This is a genomic window from Pseudomonas sp. S2_E02 (genome assembly GCF_054668355.1).
This window is the reverse complement of record NZ_CP162761.1, coordinates 4,914,740-4,933,534: the sequence shown is the minus strand read 5'-3', so window position 1 is coordinate 4,933,534 and position 18,795 is coordinate 4,914,740. Positions and strand designations below refer to the sequence as shown.

The 18,795-nt window shown below is 60.0% G+C and carries 13 protein-coding genes and 1 pseudogene; 4 read left to right on the top strand and 10 right to left on the bottom strand.

The genetic code is table 11. The features are described from left to right. Positions 1-212: 212 nt before the first annotated feature. Together AB4O01_RS22210 and hutC are read right to left on the bottom strand one after the other, a co-directional pair. A complete protein-coding gene (locus AB4O01_RS22210) occupies positions 213-782 on the bottom strand; it encodes a HutD/Ves family protein (protein ID WP_093430051.1) in 570 nt (189 codons plus the stop codon). Further along, positions 779-1,489, bottom strand: coding sequence for a histidine utilization repressor (gene hutC, locus AB4O01_RS22205; protein ID WP_163013658.1), 711 nt, complete (start codon positions 1,487-1,489; stop codon positions 779-781). The genes AB4O01_RS22210 and hutC overlap by 4 nt, the downstream gene beginning before the upstream one ends. Positions 1,490-1,634: 145 nt before the next feature. Between hutC and AB4O01_RS22200 the strand changes: the two genes are divergently transcribed. Beyond that, a complete protein-coding gene (locus AB4O01_RS22200; RefSeq protein ID WP_460089558.1) occupies positions 1,635-2,999 on the top strand; it encodes a formimidoylglutamate deiminase in 1,365 nt (454 codons plus the stop codon). A gap of 123 nt (positions 3,000-3,122) precedes the next feature. Here the strand turns inward: AB4O01_RS22200 and AB4O01_RS22195 are convergent, their stop codons facing one another. Then, entirely contained in the window at positions 3,123-3,692 is a 570-nt protein-coding gene (locus tag AB4O01_RS22195) for a lipocalin family protein (protein WP_093430049.1), read from the bottom strand. A gap of 30 nt (positions 3,693-3,722) precedes the next feature. After that, on the bottom strand, positions 3,723-3,977 hold the full coding sequence (locus tag AB4O01_RS22190) for a hypothetical protein (protein WP_003220802.1): 255 nt from the start codon (positions 3,975-3,977) through the stop codon (positions 3,723-3,725). A 282-nt stretch (positions 3,978-4,259) separates the two neighbouring features. Here AB4O01_RS22190 and AB4O01_RS22185 point away from each other — a divergent pair. Further along, a pseudogene (locus AB4O01_RS22185) lies at positions 4,260-5,246 on the top strand (cache domain-containing protein); the annotation flags it as partial. Between the two features lie 141 nt (positions 5,247-5,387). Continuing rightward, on the top strand, positions 5,388-6,152 hold the full coding sequence (locus AB4O01_RS22180; protein ID WP_371748298.1) for a methyl-accepting chemotaxis protein: 765 nt from the start codon (positions 5,388-5,390) through the stop codon (positions 6,150-6,152). A 183-nt stretch (positions 6,153-6,335) separates the two neighbouring features. Here the strand turns inward: AB4O01_RS22180 and AB4O01_RS22175 are convergent, their stop codons facing one another. The 5 genes from AB4O01_RS22175 to AB4O01_RS22155 all read right to left on the bottom strand — a co-directional run bounded on the left by AB4O01_RS22175 (position 6,336) and on the right by AB4O01_RS22155 (position 15,919). After that, positions 6,336-6,938: a DUF924 family protein gene (locus tag AB4O01_RS22175; RefSeq protein WP_093430047.1), complete on the bottom strand. Its 603-nt coding sequence runs from the start codon at positions 6,936-6,938 to the stop codon at positions 6,336-6,338. A 3-nt stretch (positions 6,939-6,941) separates the two neighbouring features. Next, entirely contained in the window at positions 6,942-7,952 is a 1,011-nt protein-coding gene (locus AB4O01_RS22170) for a class 1 fructose-bisphosphatase (protein ID WP_093430046.1), read from the bottom strand. Positions 7,953-8,280: 328 nt separating this feature from the next. Next, a complete protein-coding gene (locus tag AB4O01_RS22165) occupies positions 8,281-9,636 on the bottom strand; it encodes a DUF3999 domain-containing protein (RefSeq protein WP_460092304.1) in 1,356 nt (451 codons plus the stop codon). Positions 9,637-9,641: 5 nt separating this feature from the next. Next, the gene (locus AB4O01_RS22160; RefSeq protein WP_460089556.1) at positions 9,642-13,214 is read right to left on the bottom strand and encodes a DUF2339 domain-containing protein; all 3,573 of its coding nucleotides are present in this window, start codon (positions 13,212-13,214) and stop codon (positions 9,642-9,644) included. 254 nt (positions 13,215-13,468) lie between these two features. Further along, the gene (locus AB4O01_RS22155; RefSeq protein WP_460089554.1) at positions 13,469-15,919 is read right to left on the bottom strand and encodes a glycogen/starch/alpha-glucan phosphorylase; all 2,451 of its coding nucleotides are present in this window, start codon (positions 15,917-15,919) and stop codon (positions 13,469-13,471) included. A 259-nt stretch (positions 15,920-16,178) separates the two neighbouring features. On the opposite strand from AB4O01_RS22155, the gene AB4O01_RS22150 reads away from it, so the two are divergent. Continuing rightward, a complete protein-coding gene (locus tag AB4O01_RS22150) occupies positions 16,179-16,616 on the top strand; it encodes a YkgJ family cysteine cluster protein (protein WP_093430042.1) in 438 nt (145 codons plus the stop codon). 261 nt (positions 16,617-16,877) lie between these two features. Here the strand turns inward: AB4O01_RS22150 and typA are convergent, their stop codons facing one another. After that, positions 16,878-18,698, bottom strand: a complete 1,821-nt coding sequence (gene typA / locus AB4O01_RS22145) for a translational GTPase TypA (RefSeq protein ID WP_034153003.1) — start codon at positions 18,696-18,698, stop codon at positions 16,878-16,880. Positions 18,699-18,795 lie beyond the last annotated feature (97 nt).

Here is an 18,795-nt window from a genome sequence, read left to right as displayed (position 1 = left end):
GATGAAATTTTTTCGTGGGGATGATTCAGGGCGACGGGACTTTGTTACGTGAGCGTGGTTTTGCGCCACGCTGGGGCGTTCGGTAACAAGTTGGTGCGTGGGTTGGGAACACCCCAAAAGCAAAAGATCGCAGCCTTCGGCAGCTCTTACAGGGCGTACATCAATCCCATTGTAGGAGCTGCCGAAGGCTGCGATCTTTTAAGATTTTTCAATCAGCGGGCAGTCAGCTCAATGACACAGCAACCCGCATCAACGGACACTTCAACCAAACCATTGTTACCGTCCAGTTGCAGGCAATCATGGCGACCGAGCTGCGAAACACTGTCACCGACGTGCACTTGCAACAGCTCACTGACACTGAACACCAATACCGTCCCCGCCGAGCTGAAGAATCGCTGCTCGCCATCCAGCCACTGCAACCGCGCGCTGTAACGCTGCGGCGCATAGATCAGGTTGAAATCGCGAATCGCACCGCCTAGCAGCGTGCACGACACCTGGCTCTCACCACTGAAAGCAAACGGGTCGAGCGGTAACAGCGGCCGCGTATCGTCGCCGTCAACGCACAAGGTCATGCCGTCACCCTGCAACACGGTGATCACCCGCTGGTAACCGGCGAACGTCGAAAAACCACCCGACTCAGCGATGTCGGCAATCGACAGGCGCCAGCCAAAACCGTCCAGGCCGGCCCCCGCGTCACGGGTGATTTCTTCAGTGCTGCCGCCACCGTTTTTCCACGGCATGCGCGGGTAGCCTTCGGCGCGTAAAACCTTCACTTGAGTCATTTATGAAAGCGTCCTTCCAGACGATGACGGGAACCTGGGTGAATCAATCGTGCAGCGGTAACCGGCTGACGCCCCGACCACGTGCGGCGACGAATCAGCAAACACGGCTCGCCTTTTTCAATCTGCAGCAACTTGCACTCGGAGGGCTCGGCCAGAATCGCTTCAACCACGTGCTCGCCCTCAGTCAGCGGCGCCACCTGATTGAGATACGCGTAAGGCGTCTGCAGAGTGAAATCCTGCTTGAGGTATTCCGGCGCGACCAGTGCGTTGACGAAACGGTCTTCGATTTGCACCGGAATATCATTTTCGTAATGCACGATCAGCGAGTGGAACACCTTCTGCCCTTCACGCATGTCCAGCGCCAGCGCGCGCTCGGAACCGGCAGCCTCTTCTTCAAGAGTGATGACCTGGCAGGTATGGCGATGGCCACGGGAGGCGATTTCGTCGGCGATGTTGTGCACTTCGAACAGCGCAGACTGGCTCTTCGGTTCGGCGACAAAGGTGCCGACGCCTTGCATGCGCACCAACAGACCATCGGCAGTCATCTCGCGCAGGGCGCGGTTGATGGTCATGCGGCTGAAACCGAGTTGATTGACCAGCTCGCTTTCGGACGGCACGCGGTAGTGCGGCGGCCAGTTTCCGCTGTCGATCTGCTGGGTGATCATCTGTTTGACGCGGGCGTACAAGGGCGCCGGACTGTCGCCCATGTTCGCGGCCAACGGGGAGACTGGAGGCGGAGTCGGCACGGTTGATCCCTGTTCATTGGTGAAAGTGGCTAGCTTGCCGGAGTTTACCGGGCAGGCAAACGTCTGTATATGTATATACAAATAACACACGATGGGGTGCCGAACCATGTCCGCCTTCTTTGCCGAACGCGCACTGCTGCCTAACGGATGGGCCAACAATGTACGTCTTGAGGTCAGCGCCGATGGCCTGCTGACCCAGATTCAGGCCGATTCCACCGCAGACGGCGCCGAACGGCTGAGCGGCCCGCTGCTGCCGGGCATGCCGAATCTGCACTCCCACGCCTTCCAGCGGGCGATGGCGGGTCTGGCTGAAGTGGCCGGCAATCCGAACGACAGTTTCTGGACGTGGCGCGATCTGATGTATCGCCTCGTCGGAAAAATCAGCCCGGATCAACTCGGCGTGATTGCCCGTCAGCTGTACATCGAAATGCTCAAGGCCGGTTATACCTCCGTCGCTGAATTTCACTACGTGCACCACGACAACAATGGTCAGCCTTACGCCGACCCGGCTGAACTGGCCTTGCGCATCAGCCAGGCTGCGAGTGAAAGCGGCATCGGTCTGACCCTGTTGCCGGTGCTCTACAGCCACTCTGGTTTTGGCGGCCAGACGCCGAATGACGGCCAGCGCCGCTTCATCAACAGCACCGAAAATTACCTGAATCTGCAATCGCGTTTGCAGCCGTTACTGGCGCAGCAAAAGGCGCAATCGCTGGGCCTTTGCTTTCACTCGTTGCGCGCAGTGACGCCGCAACAGATCAGTGAAGTTTTGGCGGCCAGCGACAAGCAATGCCCGGTGCACATCCACATCGCCGAGCAGCAAAAAGAAGTCAACGATTGCCTGAGCTGGAGCGGTCGTCGCCCTTTGCAATGGCTCTACGAAAATACCCAAGTCGATCAACGCTGGTGCCTGGTCCACGCGACTCACGCCAATCCGGAAGAAGTCACCCTGATGGCCAAGAGTCGCGCCATCGCCGGGCTGTGCCTGACCACCGAAGCAAATCTGGGCGACGGGATCTTCCCGGCGGTGGATTTCCTCGCTCAGGGTGGGCGCATGGGTATCGGTTCCGACAGCCATGTGTCACTGAGCGTGGTCGAAGAATTGCGTTGGCTGGAATACGGCCAGCGCCTGCGTGATCAGCGGCGCAATCGCTTGTATGGCGCGGATCAACCGATGGTCGGGCGCACGCTGTATGACGCGGCGCTGGATGGCGGTGCGCAAGCGTTGGGGCAGCCGATTGGCGCGCTGGAGGTTGGCAAGCGTGCGGACTGGATTGTGCTCGACGGCAGCGATCCGTATCTGGCGACGGCCACGGGTGACGGGATTTTGAATCGCTGGTTGTTTGCCGGCGGCGATCGTCAGGTGCGCGATGTGCTGGTCAATGGCCAATGGGTTGTGCGTGATGGCCGGCATGCTGGCGAAGAAGACAGTGCACGCGCCTTCACCCAGGTCCTGCGCGACCTCCTCGGCTGACAGCTGATCGTTCCCACGCTCTGCGTGGGAATGCAGCCCGGGACGCTCTGCGTCCCACAAGCGGACGCAGAGCGTCCATTGAGACACTCCCACGCGGAGCGTGGGAGTGATCAGGATGGGTGATTAATTCGAGGTCTTGGCCATCTGCCGATCCGACGCTCGCCAGATCAATCGCGTGGTGTCATAACCCTGCTGACGCGCCTTGCTCAGCAGCTCTTCACGGACCACCCCGTTGACGGTCGGTGTGCGCGACAGCAACCACATGTACTTGCGACTCGGGTCGCCGACGATGGCGGTCTTGTAGTCATCGCTGACGTACAACACCCAGTATTCACCTTTCGCCACACCCGGAATCAGACGTGAGAACCAGGTATCGAATTCGACCCACAGCTTGTCGGTCTTGCCCGGCACCTGTGGATAAGCCGTGCCCTTGGCTTCTTCCCATTGCCAGTCCGGTGTCAGGCAGCGATTGAGCACCGCGACATTGCCGTCCGGCTTGAGGGTGTAATGGGCTTCGGACTGCGCGCAATTGCGCTGGAAATACATCGGCAAGCGCGCCAGTTCATACCAGGTGCCCTGATAACGCTTGAGATTGACGCTGTTGACGGTTTTCGGCGCCAACGGGTCGACGCCGGAAGTGGCGCAGCCGGCCAGTACCAGGCCGGCAAAAAGGATCAGCAATAACCGCTTCATTTTTCTTCTCCGTGGGCGCGAAGCCCCGGTTTACTTCAGGCCTTGGCCGGAAAACATCAGCACTTTGTCACCGGCGTACTGCACGCTGATAAAGCTGTTCTTGTCGCCCCAAGTGCAACTGGACATGCCGAGCGCGCCCGAGCAATCGGTGGGCTTGCCGAGCAGAGTCTCGACTTCGGCCTTGGCCATACCGGCCGAGAGCTTCGAATAGTTTTCCTGATTGACCTTGCTGCATGCGGCCAACAGCACGCAAAACGTCAGAAGGGCGATAGATCGCAGCGACATGGTGTAACTCCTGGAACGAGGGGGGGATGGCATGGTGCCAACCAGAAGCTTAGAAGAGAAAACCCTCATCTGGTTCCGTGGGGGAATGGCTATTTATTAGCCCGCCCGTCTGGCATTTGCCGATAAATCAGCCACTTTGTAACGCTATTGAGCATTTCGTCGCCTTTCGCCAAACACGCCTAATCTTTGGCGCACCGCGGTCGACATAAAAGCAGCGCAAAGCCCCCGAGTGTGGCAAATTGCCGCCCTTTCTTGACCAGTCCCTTCGCGGTAGTTCATTCGATGACCAGAAACATGAAATTCAGCCACAAGATCTTGTTGGCTGCCGCCCTCGTGGTGGCCATTGCGTTCGCCTGTTTCATTTTCTTCAACGACTATCGACAGCGCGAAGCCTTGAACAGCAGCACCGAAGCCTCGATGCAGGAGCTGGGCAGCCTGACCACCAGCAACATCCAGACCTGGCTGGAAAGCCGCATTCAATTGCTGCAATCGCTGTCGCAGCAAGTCGCCGTCGACGGCAACGCCCCCGCCAACCTGAAACGCATCATCGACCTGCCCGCCTACACCGGCAATTTCCAGCTCAGCTACTTCGGCGGCGCTGACGGCGTGATGTTCTCGGTGCCGGCCGGCAACCGCGCACCGGATTACGATCCACGCGCCCGGGGCTGGTACAAAGCGGCAAACAGCGCGCAACAGACCATCGTCACCGAACCGTACATCGCCGCGTCCTCGGGCAAACTGGTAATCACCGTTGCCACGCCGGTACAGCGCCAAGGGCAGATGCTCGGCGTCGCCGGTGCCGACATCGACCTGACCAGTGTCAGCGCAATCATCAACTCGCTGAACTTCGGTGGCCACGGCCACGCGTTCATCGTCAGTGCTGACGGCAAGATCCTGATCCACCCGGACAGCAAACTGGTGCTCAAAACCCTCTCCGAGGCCTATCCGAATGGTGCGCCGAAAGTCAGCCCGGGCCTGAAAGAAGTCGAGCTCGACGGCAAAACCCAACTGATCTCCTTCACCCACATCAACGGCGTGCCGTCGGCCGACTGGTACGTGGCGCTGGTACTCGATAAAGACACCGCGTTCGCAATGCTCAGCGAATTCCGCACCTCGGCGCTGATCGCCATGGTTATTGCCGTGGTGATCATCATCGCCCTGCTCGGCATGCTCATTCGCGTGCTGATGCAACCGTTGCTGACCATGGGCCGCGCGATGCACGACATCGCCGAAGGTGAAGGCGACCTGACTAAACGTCTGGTGATCCACGGCAACGACGAGTTCGGCGCGCTAGGCACCTCGTTCAACCGTTTCGTCGAGCGCATTCACACCTCGATCCGTGAAGTGTCTTCGGCCACCGGCCAGGTCAACGAAGTCGCCCTGCGCGTAGTCGCGGCGTCGAACTCGTCGATGTACAACTCCGATCAGCAGTCCAGCCGTACCAACAGCGTCGCCGCCGCGATCAACCAACTCGGCGCCGCCGCCCAGGAAATCGCCCAGAACGCCGCCCTCGCCTCGCAGCACTCCAGCGATGCCCGCAGCCTCGCGGTCGACGGTCAGCAGGTTGTGGATAAAACCATCCAGGCCATGCAACAGCTGTCGGCGAAGATCAGCGATTCCTGCGGCAACATCGAAACCCTGAACAGCAACACGGTGAACATCGGCCAGATTCTCGAAGTGATCACCAGCATTTCCCAGCAGACCAATCTGCTCGCGCTCAACGCCGCGATCGAAGCAGCGCGTGCCGGTGAAGCTGGGCGTGGTTTCGCCGTGGTCGCAGATGAAGTGCGCAACCTCGCCCACCGCACCCAGGATTCGGCGCAGCAAGTGCAAAAGATGATCGAAGAGCTGCAGGTCGGCGCGCGTCAGGCGGTAAGCATCATGACCGAGAGCCAGCGTGAGAGTGAAAGCAGTGTCGGTATCGCCAACCAGGCCGGTGAGCGATTGGGTAGCGTGACTCAGCGTATCGGTGAGATCGACGGGATGAACCAGTCGGTAGCGACGGCGACTGAAGAGCAGACGGCGGTGGTCGAGTCGATCAATGTCGATATCAACGAGATCAACACGCTGAATCAGGAAGGTGTGGAGAACTTGCAGGCGACGTTGCGCGCGTGCTCGGATCTGGAGCAGCAGGCGGCGCGGCTGAAGCAATTGGTGGGTAGTTTCCGCATTTAAGATCAAGGGCTTTACCCCCTCACCCCAGCCCTCTCCCCCAAGGGGGGCGAGGGGGAAAGGGAGCCGATCGGGGGATTTTCCAGACCTGAGTTCGACTCAGAAATTGCAGGTCGATGTATCAAGACCAGACAACTCGGTCAGTCCCCTCTCCCTCCGGGAGAGGGCTAGGGTGAGGGAAAGCTCTTAAAACCGTGAACCCGGCTCGGAAAGAAACACCAACTCCTCCGCCGTAGACTCCCGCCCCAACACCGCATTGCGATGCGGAAACCGGCCAAACCGCGCAATCACTTTCCGATGCCGCTCGGCATAATCCAGATTATCCGCAAACACCGCCCGCTCCGCTTCCGGCTGTTCAGCCACCAGTTCGATAAACCTGGAAACCGCCTCGTTCTGCACCGCAAGATTCTCGCAGTGCTCAAACACAAGATAAATAAACACACGCTGAATCGGTTTCAACTGCCGATCAAAATCCGCCGCAATGCCTTGGGCAACGAGTTTCTGCGCGCGCAGATCGCCGGAAAACGCTTTTGGGGTGTCGCGAAAGATCATTCGCGGCAGTTGATCGAGCAATAACACCACCGCCAGCCAACCTTCGGGACGTTGCGTCCACGCGGTCAATTCGCCGGCCAGGGCCTGATCGACAAAGACCCCGAAACGCTCACGCGCTTCGAGGTCTTGGCTGTCTCGCTTACCGAACCACAACTTGCCCTTGTCAGCCGCTATCTCGTCGGGGGATTCGGCATGTCCGAACCACCAATCGAGCAACGGCTGCCAGGGCGCGGTCATGGTTTATTCCTTGTGGTAGGCCGTAGCGCGGGCGACTTCTTCTTTCGAACCGAGGAACACCGCTACACGCTGGTGCAGACCGTCCGGCTGAATGTCGAGGATGCGCTGGTGACCGTCAGTGGACGCGCCGCCCGCTTGTTCCACCAGGAACGACATCGGGTTGGCTTCGTACATCAGACGCAGTTTGCCTGGTTTGGATGGCTCGCGGCTGTCGCGCGGGTACATGAACAGACCGCCACGGGTCAGGATGCGGTGTACGTCGGCAACCATCGCCGCGACCCAACGCATGTTGTAGTTCTTTTTCAGCGGACCTTCTTCACCGGCCAGCAACTCGCCAACGTAACGTTGTACCGGGGCTTCCCAGTGACGCTGGTTGGACATGTTGATCGCGAATTCCTGGGTCGATTCAGGAATGGTGATGTCTTCGTGGGTCAGCACGAAGCTGCCCATTTCACGATCGAGGGTGAAGCCCTTCACGCCGTCGCCCAAGGTCAGTACCAGCATGGTTTGCGGGCCGTAGATCGCGTAACCGGCAGCAACCTGCTGGGTGCCTGGCTGCAGGAAGGCTTTTTCGTTCAGCGGCTCGTTCTGGCTCAGGTATTCGTTCGGGCAACGCAGTACCGAGAAGATGGTGCCGACCGGGGCGTTGATGTCGATGTTCGACGAGCCGTCCAGTGGGTCGAATACCAGCAGGTATGCGCCTTTCGGGTATTTGCCCGGGATCTGGTAGGCGTTGTCCATTTCTTCGGACGCCATGCCGGCCAGGTGACCGCCCCATTCGTTGGCTTCGAGCAGGATCTCGTTGGAGATCACGTCGAGCTTCTTCTGCACTTCGCCTTGGACGTTTTCAGTGCCCATGCTGCCCAGAACACCACCCAGGGCGCCTTTGGACACGGCGTGGCTGATTTCTTTGCAAGCACGCGCGACCACTTCGATCAGGAAACGCAGATCGGCAGGAGTGTTATTGCTGCGGGTCTGCTCAATCAAATAGCGACTCAGGGTAACGCGGGACATGGACGGCTCCGGTGGAATGGGGGGCTAAAAACCCGCGCAGTTTACAGGGAGTCTGAAAACGTAGCGAGCGAAGACGCCCGGTAACGTGCGTTGGGGTGTATTTGCCTGTATGAGACGTGATTGTCGGGGGAGAGTTCAGGTAGCGGATTTAGCGTAGTCCGAAATCCGACGAAGGCCGATCGGTTTGGGATATGTATTGATTGAGATACCGCTTTCGCGAGCAGGCTCGCTCCCTCAGGAGGATTTGAGTGAACACACAATTGGCGTCCACTGCAGATCCACTGTGGGAGCTAGCCTGCTAGCGAATGGCGCACAGCGCCAGCCTTTCTCAGGTGTTGGTCGGCGGTTTGCGCAATAGGCTGAACGCCATCGCCCCGAGAAAAACCACACTCAACAACAACACCGCCCACAGGCCGATCTTCTTCCAATTGGTCTCGGCCACCGCCGCCGCTGTTGCGGTTGAAGTTTGCGTGACAACCGCCTCACCCTGGACCATCGCCTTACCCAACCCCGCCAGCTTCTCCGGTTTGAAATCCGGAATCAGCGTCGCCAACGGCAAGTTCGCCGTCTTCACCGTCGCATTGCCCACCGCCAAACTGTACGGCCCCTCGCCCCGCGCGAGGAAAACCACCTGCGTCGCCCGCACCGCATATTTCAGACTCGGCGCCTGCTCACCCAAACCACCGCCACGCTCATCCACGCTCAGTTTCAACTGCTGCACGGTCTGCCCGTAGAGCGGCAATTCGTTCTGCACCACATCCTGACCATTCTGGGTCAGGCGATAGAGCAAGCCATTGCCCAACGTCTGCCACGGCAAGCTGCTTTCGCGACGCCCCGCCAGCGTCACCGGCGCGAGGCTGTTCGGCTGTTTCAGCTCGACCTGCACGCGCTCGACATTCAGCCCCATCGGCAACTGCCAGGTGTACTCCCCAGCCTTGGTGCTGCTGCCGGCCAACGCCTGCGACCAGACCAAAGGCAGCGGAACGTTGCGCGGATCACTGCTTTTCAGCTGCGCCGACGTCAGGATCGGCGCCGAGTTCGGCGACTCCCATAACAACCGCACATAACGCGCCGACTGCCCCGGCAGCGTCACTTCGTGCTGCTCGATGCGCTCATCGGAAAAGGTCAGCCGCGCGACCTGCCCCTCGCCCCACGCTTGCCAGTGTTGCAGATCGTCGCTGGCTTCAATGCTGAAGCGCTGGAAGCCGTCGCGCTCGCTGGTCCAGTCGAGGATCAACTGCTGCAACGGCGCCTTGATCGCGCTGGCATCCAGCAGCCAGCCACGCAGCACCTCTTCACCCGCTTCCAACTGACTGGACGGCTGCACCTCGACCAGCGTGCCGTTGGTGGTCGATTGCACACGCACATTCGGCGCGCGTTCGCTGGCGTCGGCGGCGTTGTACAGCGGGAACCATTTCACCTCATGCAAGCGGCCGTCGTCGCGGGTCTGCGCTGATTCGCGCGCCAAGGCGTAGGCCTGCGCTTCGCCGGCAGCGTTGAACACACGCAGATCACTGAGATCGGTCTGGCGTGCCTGCAATTGCACGCTCAACGGCAATTCGAGGCGGTACCACGGACCGTTGCCAGAGACTGACAGCGACACCTGCGTGGCGAAGTCCGCCGGTTTTTCCTGAGCGCCGGCCGCCATCACCACGCCCAACGCCAACCAACCCAGACTTCGCATGCGACTCAAGATGAAACTCCTTCGGTGTCCGGGGCCGGTTTGTCCGCCGCCGGTTCAGCGTCGACGCGTTTGGGCGGCAGTGGCGCGAAATAGCCGACCACCAGCAGCAACACGCCGACACCGATAAACGAGACGATCCGGGCGAGACCGCCACGGTTGCTCAATTCGACAAAAATCAGTTTGGCCACCACCAACGCAATCAGCGCCGCGCCAATCAGCCACACTTCGCGGCGATGGCGCAGATGGCCGCCGATCATCAACCCCAGCGCCATCAGCGTCCAGACGATCGACAACCCGGCCTGCACCAGCATTGAGGCGAGCAACGTATCCAGCTCGAACGGGATCCCGGCCCAATGGTGCGCCGCGCGGGTGACCAACGCGGTGCAAAAGGCGAACAGCGAAACCCCGGCGACCAGTTGCGTCGCGTAATCGGCGTAGTCCTGGCGAATCGACAGCTGCGAAACCGCGCTGCGCGACCAGACGTAAACACCGAACAATGCGAACAACAAACCCAGCTCCAATGGATTGAGCAGCGGCACGTATGGCAGCGGCTCGGCGTTGCCATCGCTGACACCATTAGCCAGCCAGAACCATGCGAGCATCAACACCGCCAACGGCGCAGCGGCGTACAAACGGTACTCGCGAGGGAATGCCGCCACCGGCCAAGGCCAACTGCGCGGTGCCGCCGCCAGCAGCAGATACAGGCTCGGCAGAATCGCCCAGCCCAGCCAACGCCAGGCGTTGTATTGCTCGGACAACAGCAGCAGACCGTAGCGCAATTCCAGCGCCAGCACGCCAATCAGCAGCCAGCAGCCGAGCACATGCGCCGCGCTCAAGGCGCGCGCCGGCAACATCGGCGCCAAACGTCGCAAGCTGAAGAAATGCACGGGGAACACTGCTGCCCACGCCAGCCAACCGAAATCGGCCGCCGGGTGATAACGCGAATGCCAGGCCCCGAGCAGCACCAGCGCCGCAGCCGGAATCAACAAGGTGCAAAGCAGGCCCAGCGCCGGCCATTTCAAGCGCAGCGACAACAGCGTCCACAGCGCCACGCTCAAAGCGGCGACCAGCAGTAACAACGGGCCTTGCAGATTCGGCGCAGCAAAACGCAGCACCTCGCTGACCCACGCCAACGCCCACCAACCGGCACCCCACAGCAGCAACACTTCTGACAAGCGCTGCAAACTCAACGCATCGAATGCCGAGGCGTGATTGCCCAGTTGCAGTCGCCAGGCACCGATCATCGCAGCCAAGCCCAGTACCAGCGGTGTCCAGAATCCGCCATGAGCCAACGGTTTCAGGCCTTCGCTGGACAGTGGCCCAAGCAACTCGGGGCCGGCCAGCAAAAACGCCGCACCACCAATCAACTGCAACAGCAGACCAAAGACAAAACTTACGCGCTGCTTGAGGTACAGGCTGAGCCAGATGATCAGCAAACCACTCGCGGCCCACACCGCACTCGCCGTTTGCCATGGCAGCACGAACAGCACCGCCAGATTGATCAGCACCAGACCGGCCAGCAGCACCACCGACAAACCGCGCAACAGACGCACATCGCCACGCACCATTTCATCGCGAGCCGCCAACAGCATGCCGACGATCAACGCCAGCCCGATCAACGACGCGCTGAGCAATCCGCTCCAGCCGGCGCTGAACACCGCCGCCGAATCCTCGCCCGCGCCTTGCAGACGCAACAGGAATAACGCACCGCCGAGCAACTGCACGGCAAACGCGCTGAACAGGAACGTGCGCGATTGAATGCGCAGACCGACCAACAGAGTTGCCAGCCCGGCCAGCGCCCAACTGATCGCCGTGGCTTGAACGAAGAAGAACAGCGGCGCCAGCAGATAGAGGAAGGTCAGGCCCAGACACGCCAACACCGGCAAGCCTTGACGCTCCCAAGGCGAGGCTTGTTCCGGCGTGGCCTTGCGCAATTGATAGAAACTGAACAGCAACGCAATGCCGAGCATCAGCGCACCCAGCGGAGCACCGTCAAACAGACTGCTCTCGCCGACGCGCAACTGACTGAGAAACGCCAACGCCGACCCCAGTTGCAGCAGCAAGGCAAACGCCCGAGCGAACGGTCGATGCTGACGCAGACCGAGCCAGAAAATCCCCGCGCCTTCCACTGCCCATGCCGCCGAGGTCCAGCGCGCATCCAGCCCCAGCGGAATGGCCAGACTGGCGAAAATCACCCCGAGCGCCAGACAGGTTTCACCCAGCAGTACCGCCCGGCCACCCATCAACACCTTGGCCAGTGTCATGTAGATCATGCCTAGCGCCAGCGCACTGAACGCTGCTGCAAATTCCATATGCTGCACCAACGCAAACTGCAATCCGAAGCCAATGATCGGCGGTCCGAACAACATCGTGCCGTCGACGTAATCGCCCTTGCGCGCCGACCAGTGCAGCAACGCTTCGCGATCGCCATCCGCAGGTGCATCGGGCATGTCGAGCAACTTGCGGCGGGCGAACAGCAGGCCGATGGCGAGGTACATCAGGAAGAACAGGATCAGGAACGGCTCGGTGCTCCACAACAGTTCCGGCGCATACGAACGAAGGCCCCAGGCGAAGCCGATGCCAAAGGTGCCGACGAAGCCGATCAGGTTGAGTAGACGCCAGGCCTTGAACCAGGCGATGGCAAGAATGCCGGCGTTGAGCAGCGCGAAATAGCTGAACAGCGCGACATGGTTGCCGGCGCCGGTCGAGGTCAGGATCGGCGCCGCGAAACCGCCCAATGCCGCCGCTGCGGCAAGCCCTAAAGCATCTTGAGTGATGGCGAGAATCGCCGAGAAAACGGTGACCGCCACCAGCAGGCCGAGCGCGGCCGATGGATCAAGCAACGGATGCAGACGCATGGCCGCAAACACCGTCAAATACAGCACCGCGATCCCGGTGCCTTGCAGCATCAACGCGTAATTACTGTTGCGCCGGCGCAACCACCAACCCAGCGCGAGCAGGCCCAACGCGGCCGCCGCGACACCGGCGTAACGCAACTCGATCGGCACGACCATGCCTTCGGTGGCGTAGCGCAGCAGGAATGCGAGACCGAAGAACAGCAACACCACGCCGACCCGCAGCACGGTGTTGCCGCCGAACAGCCAGTTGCGCGCAGCACTTATGCCGCGTTCGATGAGGTTCGGGCCACGGGGTTCGGCAGGTTGTTGCGGTTCGGGCGTCACGGCATCAAGGCGCCAGACATCGGCGGGCAGCGGTTGACTGGTTTCGCTGGCGACGGCGGAAATCGGTTCGAGTTCGGGCGGCAGCTCCCAGATCAGTTCAGGTGCTGGAGCTGCTTCTACGACTGTGACTGTTTCAGCAACAGGTTCGGGACCCGGTGGCGGCGTGGCACGAACCGGGGCACCTTCGAGCAGAAACAGGCGCTGTTCGACGCCCTGCAAAGCGACCTTCGCCAGCTCAAGTTGACGCTGCTGCTCCATCGCCTGCGAGCCTAGCCGCGCGATGCGGATCGTCTGCCCGATCACCAGCCCCAGCAACGCGCCCAATAGCGCATCACTGAACGACTCGTCGAGCAGCCAGCCGAGCACCAGCCCGATCAACATGAACATCCATTGCATGGTCGATATCCCTAAGCAGCCCCAAGACGGGGCGAGTCCGGCGATTGCTTCAGTCTAGGCACAAACCCTGTGGGAGCGAGCCTGCTCGCGAAAGCGGTTTGTCAGCCAACATTTCTGTTTAACAAGACGACCGCTTCGCGAGCAGGCTCGCTCCCACATTGGATTGGTGGTGACTGGAGCTACCGGTAACCGGCGCTCAGTATATCGATCCGGCCCAACAAACGTTGGGCCTTGCGCAGATTTGTTGCGGAAAGTTACTCCAAAGCTTTCCAGATATCCGTGGCGTACTCACGAATCGTCCGGTCAGACGAGAACCAGCCCATCCGCGCCGTGTTGAGTACTGCTGAACGCCACCAGTTGTTGGAGTCGTGCCAGTGCGCCTCAACGCGTTTCTGCGCTTCCCAGTAGGAGTCGAAGTCGGCGCAGACCAGGAAGCGGTCGTAATCCACCAGCGAATCGATCAGCCCGGTATAGCGCGAGGTGTCATCCGGCGAAAACACCCCGCCGCGAATCGCCTGCAGCACATCGTTCAAGCGATGGGATGCAGCGATGTCTGGCACTGCGCTGAACTCATGATTCTGTTTACGCGCTTCCACCTGCTGCGCGCTGAGACCGAAGATAAACATGTGCTCGGCCCCGATGCGTTCGCACATTTCCACGTTGGCGCCGTCCAGTGTGCCAATGGTCAGCGCGCCGTTGAGGCCGAACTTCATGTTACTGGTGCCTGATGCTTCGAAGCCGGCAGTGGAAATCTGCTCGGACAAGTCCGCCGCCGGAATGATGCTCTCCGCCAGGCTGACGTTGTAGTTGGGCAGGAACACCACTTTCAGCAGGCCGCGCACGGTCGGATCGTTGTTCACCACCCGAGCGATATCGTTCGTCAGTTTGATGATCAGTTTGGCCTGGTGATAACTCGCCGCCGCTTTACCGGCGAAGATTTTCACCCTCGGCACCCAGTCGACTTCCGGCTCGGCGCGGATCGCCTGATACAGCGCCACGGTGTGCATCAGGTTGAGCAACTGACGTTTATATTCGTGGATGCGTTTGACCTGTACATCGAACATCGCCGCCGGATTGACCGCGATGCCCAAGCGTTCGTGAATCAGATACGCCAGGGCTTTCTTGCTGTGCAGCCGTTGCTCGGCAAAGGCTTTGCGGAATGCGGTTTTCTCGGCGAACGGTTCGAGATCGAGCAGGCGCTCTTCGGGGTTATCCAGCACCTCGGGACCCAGCGAGTCGACCAGCATCGAGGTCAGTTCAGCGTTGGCCTGGAACAGCCAACGGCGGAAGGTAATGCCGTTGGTTTTGTTGTTGATCCGCTCCGGGTAGAGCTTGTGCAGTTCAGCGAACACGGTTTTGCGCATCAGTTGCGTGTGCAGCCCGGACACGCCGTTGACGCTGTGCGAACCGAGGAACGCGAGGTTACCCATGCGCACACGGCGACCGTTGTCTTCTTCGATCAGCGACACCGCGCGCAGCACGTCGAAATCGTGAATGCCTTTGGCGCGCAGCGAGTCGATGTGCTGAGCATTGATCAGATAAATGATCTGCATATGTCGCGGCAGCATGCGCTCCATCAAGCACACCGGCCAGGTTTCCAGCGCTTCCGGCAGCAACGTGTGGTTGGTATACGACAGCGTGTCGACGGTGACTTGCCACGCCGCATCCCAAGCCACGTCGTAGACGTCGACCAGTTGGCGCATCAATTCGGCGACAGCAATCGAGGGGTGCGTGTCGTTGAGCTGAATCGCCGCGTGATCACCCAGGGTCAGCACCGAGGTGTGCATGTTGCGATGACGGCGCAGCAGATCCTGAAGCGAAGCGGCGACAAAGAAGTATTCCTGACGCAGGCGCAGCTCCTGCCCCGCTTCGGTGCTGTCCGCCGGGTAGAGCACGCGGGAGATACTTTCGGCCCGGGCCACTTCGGCGACAGCGCCCAAGTGGTCACCGGCGTTAAAACGCTCCAGGTGCAAATCTTCCATGGCGCGCGCACGCCAGAGGCGCAGTGTATTGACGCTCGCCCCGCGCCAGCCAACGACCGGCGTGTCATAAGCGATCGCGCGGACAGTTTCTGCCGGCGACCAGACTTGTTTGGACTTGCCGGAGATGTCGGTGACGGTTTCGACGCTGCCGCCGAAGCCGATGGAGTAGACGACCTCTGGCCGCTCGAACTCCCACGGGTTGCCGAAATCCAGCCAGTGCTCGGTCTGTTCCTGCTGCCAGCCGTCGACGATGGCCTGGCGGAACAAGCCGTGCTCATACCGAATGCCATAACCGTGGCCGGCGATACCGAGGGTCGACATGCTTTCCATGAAGCACGCGGCCAGACGACCGAGGCCACCGTTACCGAGCGCTGCATCAGGTTCCAGCAAACGGATACGCTCCAGGTCGACACCGAGTTCAGTCAGCGCTTCACGGGCGACGTCGAGCAAGCCAAGATTGCTCAGGCTGTCGTAGAGCAAGCGGCCGATGAGGAATTCCAGCGAGAGGTAATACACCCGTTTCTGACCTTTGCGGTAGATCTGCCGGGTGTGGTCCATCCAGTGCTCGACCATATGATCACGCGCCGCCAAAGCGATGGCTTCGAACCAGTCATGGTCGAAAGCGTGGTCGGGGTCTTTGCCCACCGCGTAGGTGAGCTTGGTCAGGACGGCGTCGCGGAATGCGGCCACCTCTGCTTCGCGAACTAGTGGTTCTTGAGTCATCAATAGGACCTCGAGCGAGCGGGAATTGTCTGAGCCTAGACGGTCTGACCGACGGTCGCGGCGCTGGTTCGGCAGTTTTTCCTGAGACGGTGCGATGGCCCGGCATTACCCTGGCGGATGGGCTAATGAATGCAGGGGCCGTGCCGAATTGTCCGGCAATGTGCCTGCATGGAGAAAAAATCTGGCGAAAGGTTGTTCAAAAATCCACCAGTCCCGGTATGATCGCGCGCCCTGATGCACACACGCCTGGTAACTCCCGATGATGAAGCCCAACCTGATTGCCGCCGCCGAGATCGATCGTCTCGATACGTGGGCGAAATATTCGGCCCCGATGTGCGGTTCCTGCATGTCCAGCTGCTGCACGCTGCCGGTCGAAGTAAAGATCAAGGATCTGGTGCGCATCGGCGTGGTCGACGAGTTCGAACTGGGCGACCCGCCGAAGAACATCGCCAAGCGTCTGCAAAAGGAAGGCCTGGTCGAGCGCTTCAATCAGAAGTCCGGCATCTTTACCCTACAGCGCATGAGCAACAACGATTGCTACTACCTGGATCGTAAGAGCCGCTTGTGCACCATTTATGACAAGCGCCCGGATACCTGCCGCAATCACCCGAAGATCGGACCGCGTCCGGGGTATTGCGCGTACAAGCCGAAGGAAGTTGAACGCGTGCAGAATTTCCGCGCGATAGAGCGCTTCTGAACGACGCTGAGTTCTTCGGTAGCCGTTAAACCCCAGCCCCTCACCCCAGCCCTCTTCCGAGGGAGAGGGAGCCGATCTCTGTCGCTTCCAAACCTGAGGTCGATGCAAAGCCAAAGAACAACTCGGTCAGTCCCCTCTCCCTCTGGGAGAGGGCTAGGGTGAGGGGCTCTTGATCTTCAAGACCCAATCTGCGTTTCCCCCAGACAAACAAAAACGCCCCCGGTCTCGCGACCGGGGGCGTTTTTTCAAGCTCAGGCTAAATTACGCCTTGGCTTTCTTGGCAGCGCGGGTACGCTCGCTTTCGTCCAGGATCTTCTTGCGAAGACGGATGGACTTAGGAGTAACTTCGCACAGCTCGTCTTCCTGGATGTATTCCAGAGCCTGTTCCAGAGTGAAGCGAACAGGTGGTACCAGAGCGATGGTTTCGTCTTTACCCGAAGCACGCATGTTGTCGAGCTTCTTGCCTTTGGTCGGGTTTACACCCAGGTCGTTGTCGCGGCTGTTCTGACCAACGATTTGACCGTTGTAGATCTCCTGGCCGTGTTCTACGAACAGCTTGCCACGAGCCTGCAGGGTTTCCAGCGAGTAGGTCAGTGCCTTGCCGGTTTCAACCGAAACCAGAACGCCGTTCTGACGGCCGGACATGTGGCCCGACTTGACGGTGTCGTAGCGATCGAAGATCGAGGTCAGGATGCCAGCACCGTTGGTCAGGGTCAGGAACTGGTTACGGAAACCGATCAGACCGCGAGCAGGGATGTTGTACTCCAGACGAACACGGCCCTTGCCATCCGGCACCATGTTGCTCAGGTCGCCTTTACGCAGACCCATCTCTTCCATGACCTTGCCCTGAGCTTCTTCAGGGATGTCGATGGTCACGTTTTCGAACGGTTCTTGTTTAACGCCGTTCACTTCACGAATGATCACTTCAGGACGGCCCAGGGCCAGCTCGAAGCCTTCGCGACGCATGGTTTCGATCAGTACCGAGAGGTGCAGCTCACCACGGCCGGAAACCTTGAACTTGTCAGCGGTGTCGCCTTCTTCAACGCGCAGTGCAACGTTGTACAGCAGCTCTTTGTCCAGACGGTCCTTGATGTTGCGGGACGTCACGAACTTGCCTTCTTTACCGCAGAATGGCGAGTCGTTTACCTGGAAGGTCATCGAAACGGTTGGCTCGTCAACGGTCAGAGGCTTCATCGCCTCGACAGTGTCCGGGTGGCACAGGGTGTCGGAGATGAACAGCGAGTCCATACCGCTGATGCAAACGATATCGCCTGCTGCAGCTTCTTCAACGTCGATGCGGTGCAGACCGTGGTGACCCATCAGTTTCAGGATACGGCCGTTACGGCGCTTGCCGTCGGCACCGATCGCCACAACCGGGGTGTTCGGCTTGACGCGGCCACGAGCGATACGGCCAACACCGATAACACCCAGGAAGCTGTTGTAGTCCAGAGCGGAGATCTGCATCTGGAACGCGCCGTCACGGTCAACGGCCGGAGGCGGAACGTGGTCGACTACCGCTTGGTACAGCGGGGTCATGTCTTCAGCCATGGCGGTGTGATCCAGACCGGCAATGCCGTTCAGGGCCGAGGCGTAAACAACCTGGAAGTCCAGTTGTTCTTCGGTAGCACCGAGGTTGTCGAACAGGTCGAAGATCTGATCCAGAACCCAGTCCGGACGCGCGCCTGGACGGTCAACCTTGTTGATTACCACGATTGGACGCAGGCCGGCTTCGAAAGCCTTCTTGGTCACGAAACGGGTTTGCGGCATAGGGCCGTCTTGAGCGTCAACCAGCAGCAGAACGGAGTCGACCATCGACATTACACGTTCAACTTCGCCGCCGAAATCGGCGTGGCCCGGGGTGTCCACGATGTTGATGTGGTAGCCGTTCCAGTTGATGGCGGTGTTTTTCGCCAGAATGGTAATACCGCGCTCTTTTTCCTGGTCGTTGGAGTCCATCACGCGCTCGTCGTTGAGCTCGTTGCGCTCCAGGGTGCCGGATTGACGCAGGAGTTTGTCTACCAGGGTGGTCTTACCATGGTCAACGTGGGCAATGATGGCGATGTTGCGTAGATTTTCGATCACTTGTGTATCTCGATCAGAGGATTCGGTTTGCTGACAAGTCTTGGCAGCGATTAGCAGTAGTGTCCGGCATGGCCGTTACAGCTTGACGGCGGTGTCG

Bases quoted from the DNA above. Each gene is read 5' to 3' on its own strand.
- AB4O01_RS22210 (WP_093430051.1), bottom strand. From the start codon at position 782: ATGACTCAAGTGAAGGTTTTACGCGCCGAAGGCTACCCGCGCATGCCG.
- AB4O01_RS22160 (WP_460089556.1), bottom strand. From the start codon at position 13,214: ATGCAATGGATGTTCATGTTGATCGGGCTGGTGCTCGGCTGGCTGCTC.
- AB4O01_RS22155 (WP_460089554.1), bottom strand. From the start codon at position 15,919: ATGACTCAAGAACCACTAGTTCGCGAAGCAGAGGTGGCCGCATTCCGC.
- hutC (WP_163013658.1), bottom strand. From the start codon at position 1,489: ATGGGCGACAGTCCGGCGCCCTTGTACGCCCGCGTCAAACAGATGATC.
- AB4O01_RS22190 (WP_003220802.1), bottom strand. From the start codon at position 3,977: ATGTCGCTGCGATCTATCGCCCTTCTGACGTTTTGCGTGCTGTTGGCC.
- AB4O01_RS22170 (WP_093430046.1), bottom strand. From the start codon at position 7,952: ATGTCCCGCGTTACCCTGAGTCGCTATTTGATTGAGCAGACCCGCAGC.
- AB4O01_RS22200 (WP_460089558.1), top strand. From the start codon at position 1,635: ATGTCCGCCTTCTTTGCCGAACGCGCACTGCTGCCTAACGGATGGGCC.
- AB4O01_RS22165 (WP_460092304.1), bottom strand. From the start codon at position 9,636: ATGCGAAGTCTGGGTTGGTTGGCGTTGGGCGTGGTGATGGCGGCCGGC.
- AB4O01_RS22150 (WP_093430042.1), top strand. From the start codon at position 16,179: ATGATGAAGCCCAACCTGATTGCCGCCGCCGAGATCGATCGTCTCGAT.
- AB4O01_RS22195 (WP_093430049.1), bottom strand. From the start codon at position 3,692: ATGAAGCGGTTATTGCTGATCCTTTTTGCCGGCCTGGTACTGGCCGGC.
- AB4O01_RS22175 (WP_093430047.1), bottom strand. From the start codon at position 6,938: ATGACCGCGCCCTGGCAGCCGTTGCTCGATTGGTGGTTCGGACATGCC.
- AB4O01_RS22180 (WP_371748298.1), top strand. From the start codon at position 5,388: ATGTACAACTCCGATCAGCAGTCCAGCCGTACCAACAGCGTCGCCGCC.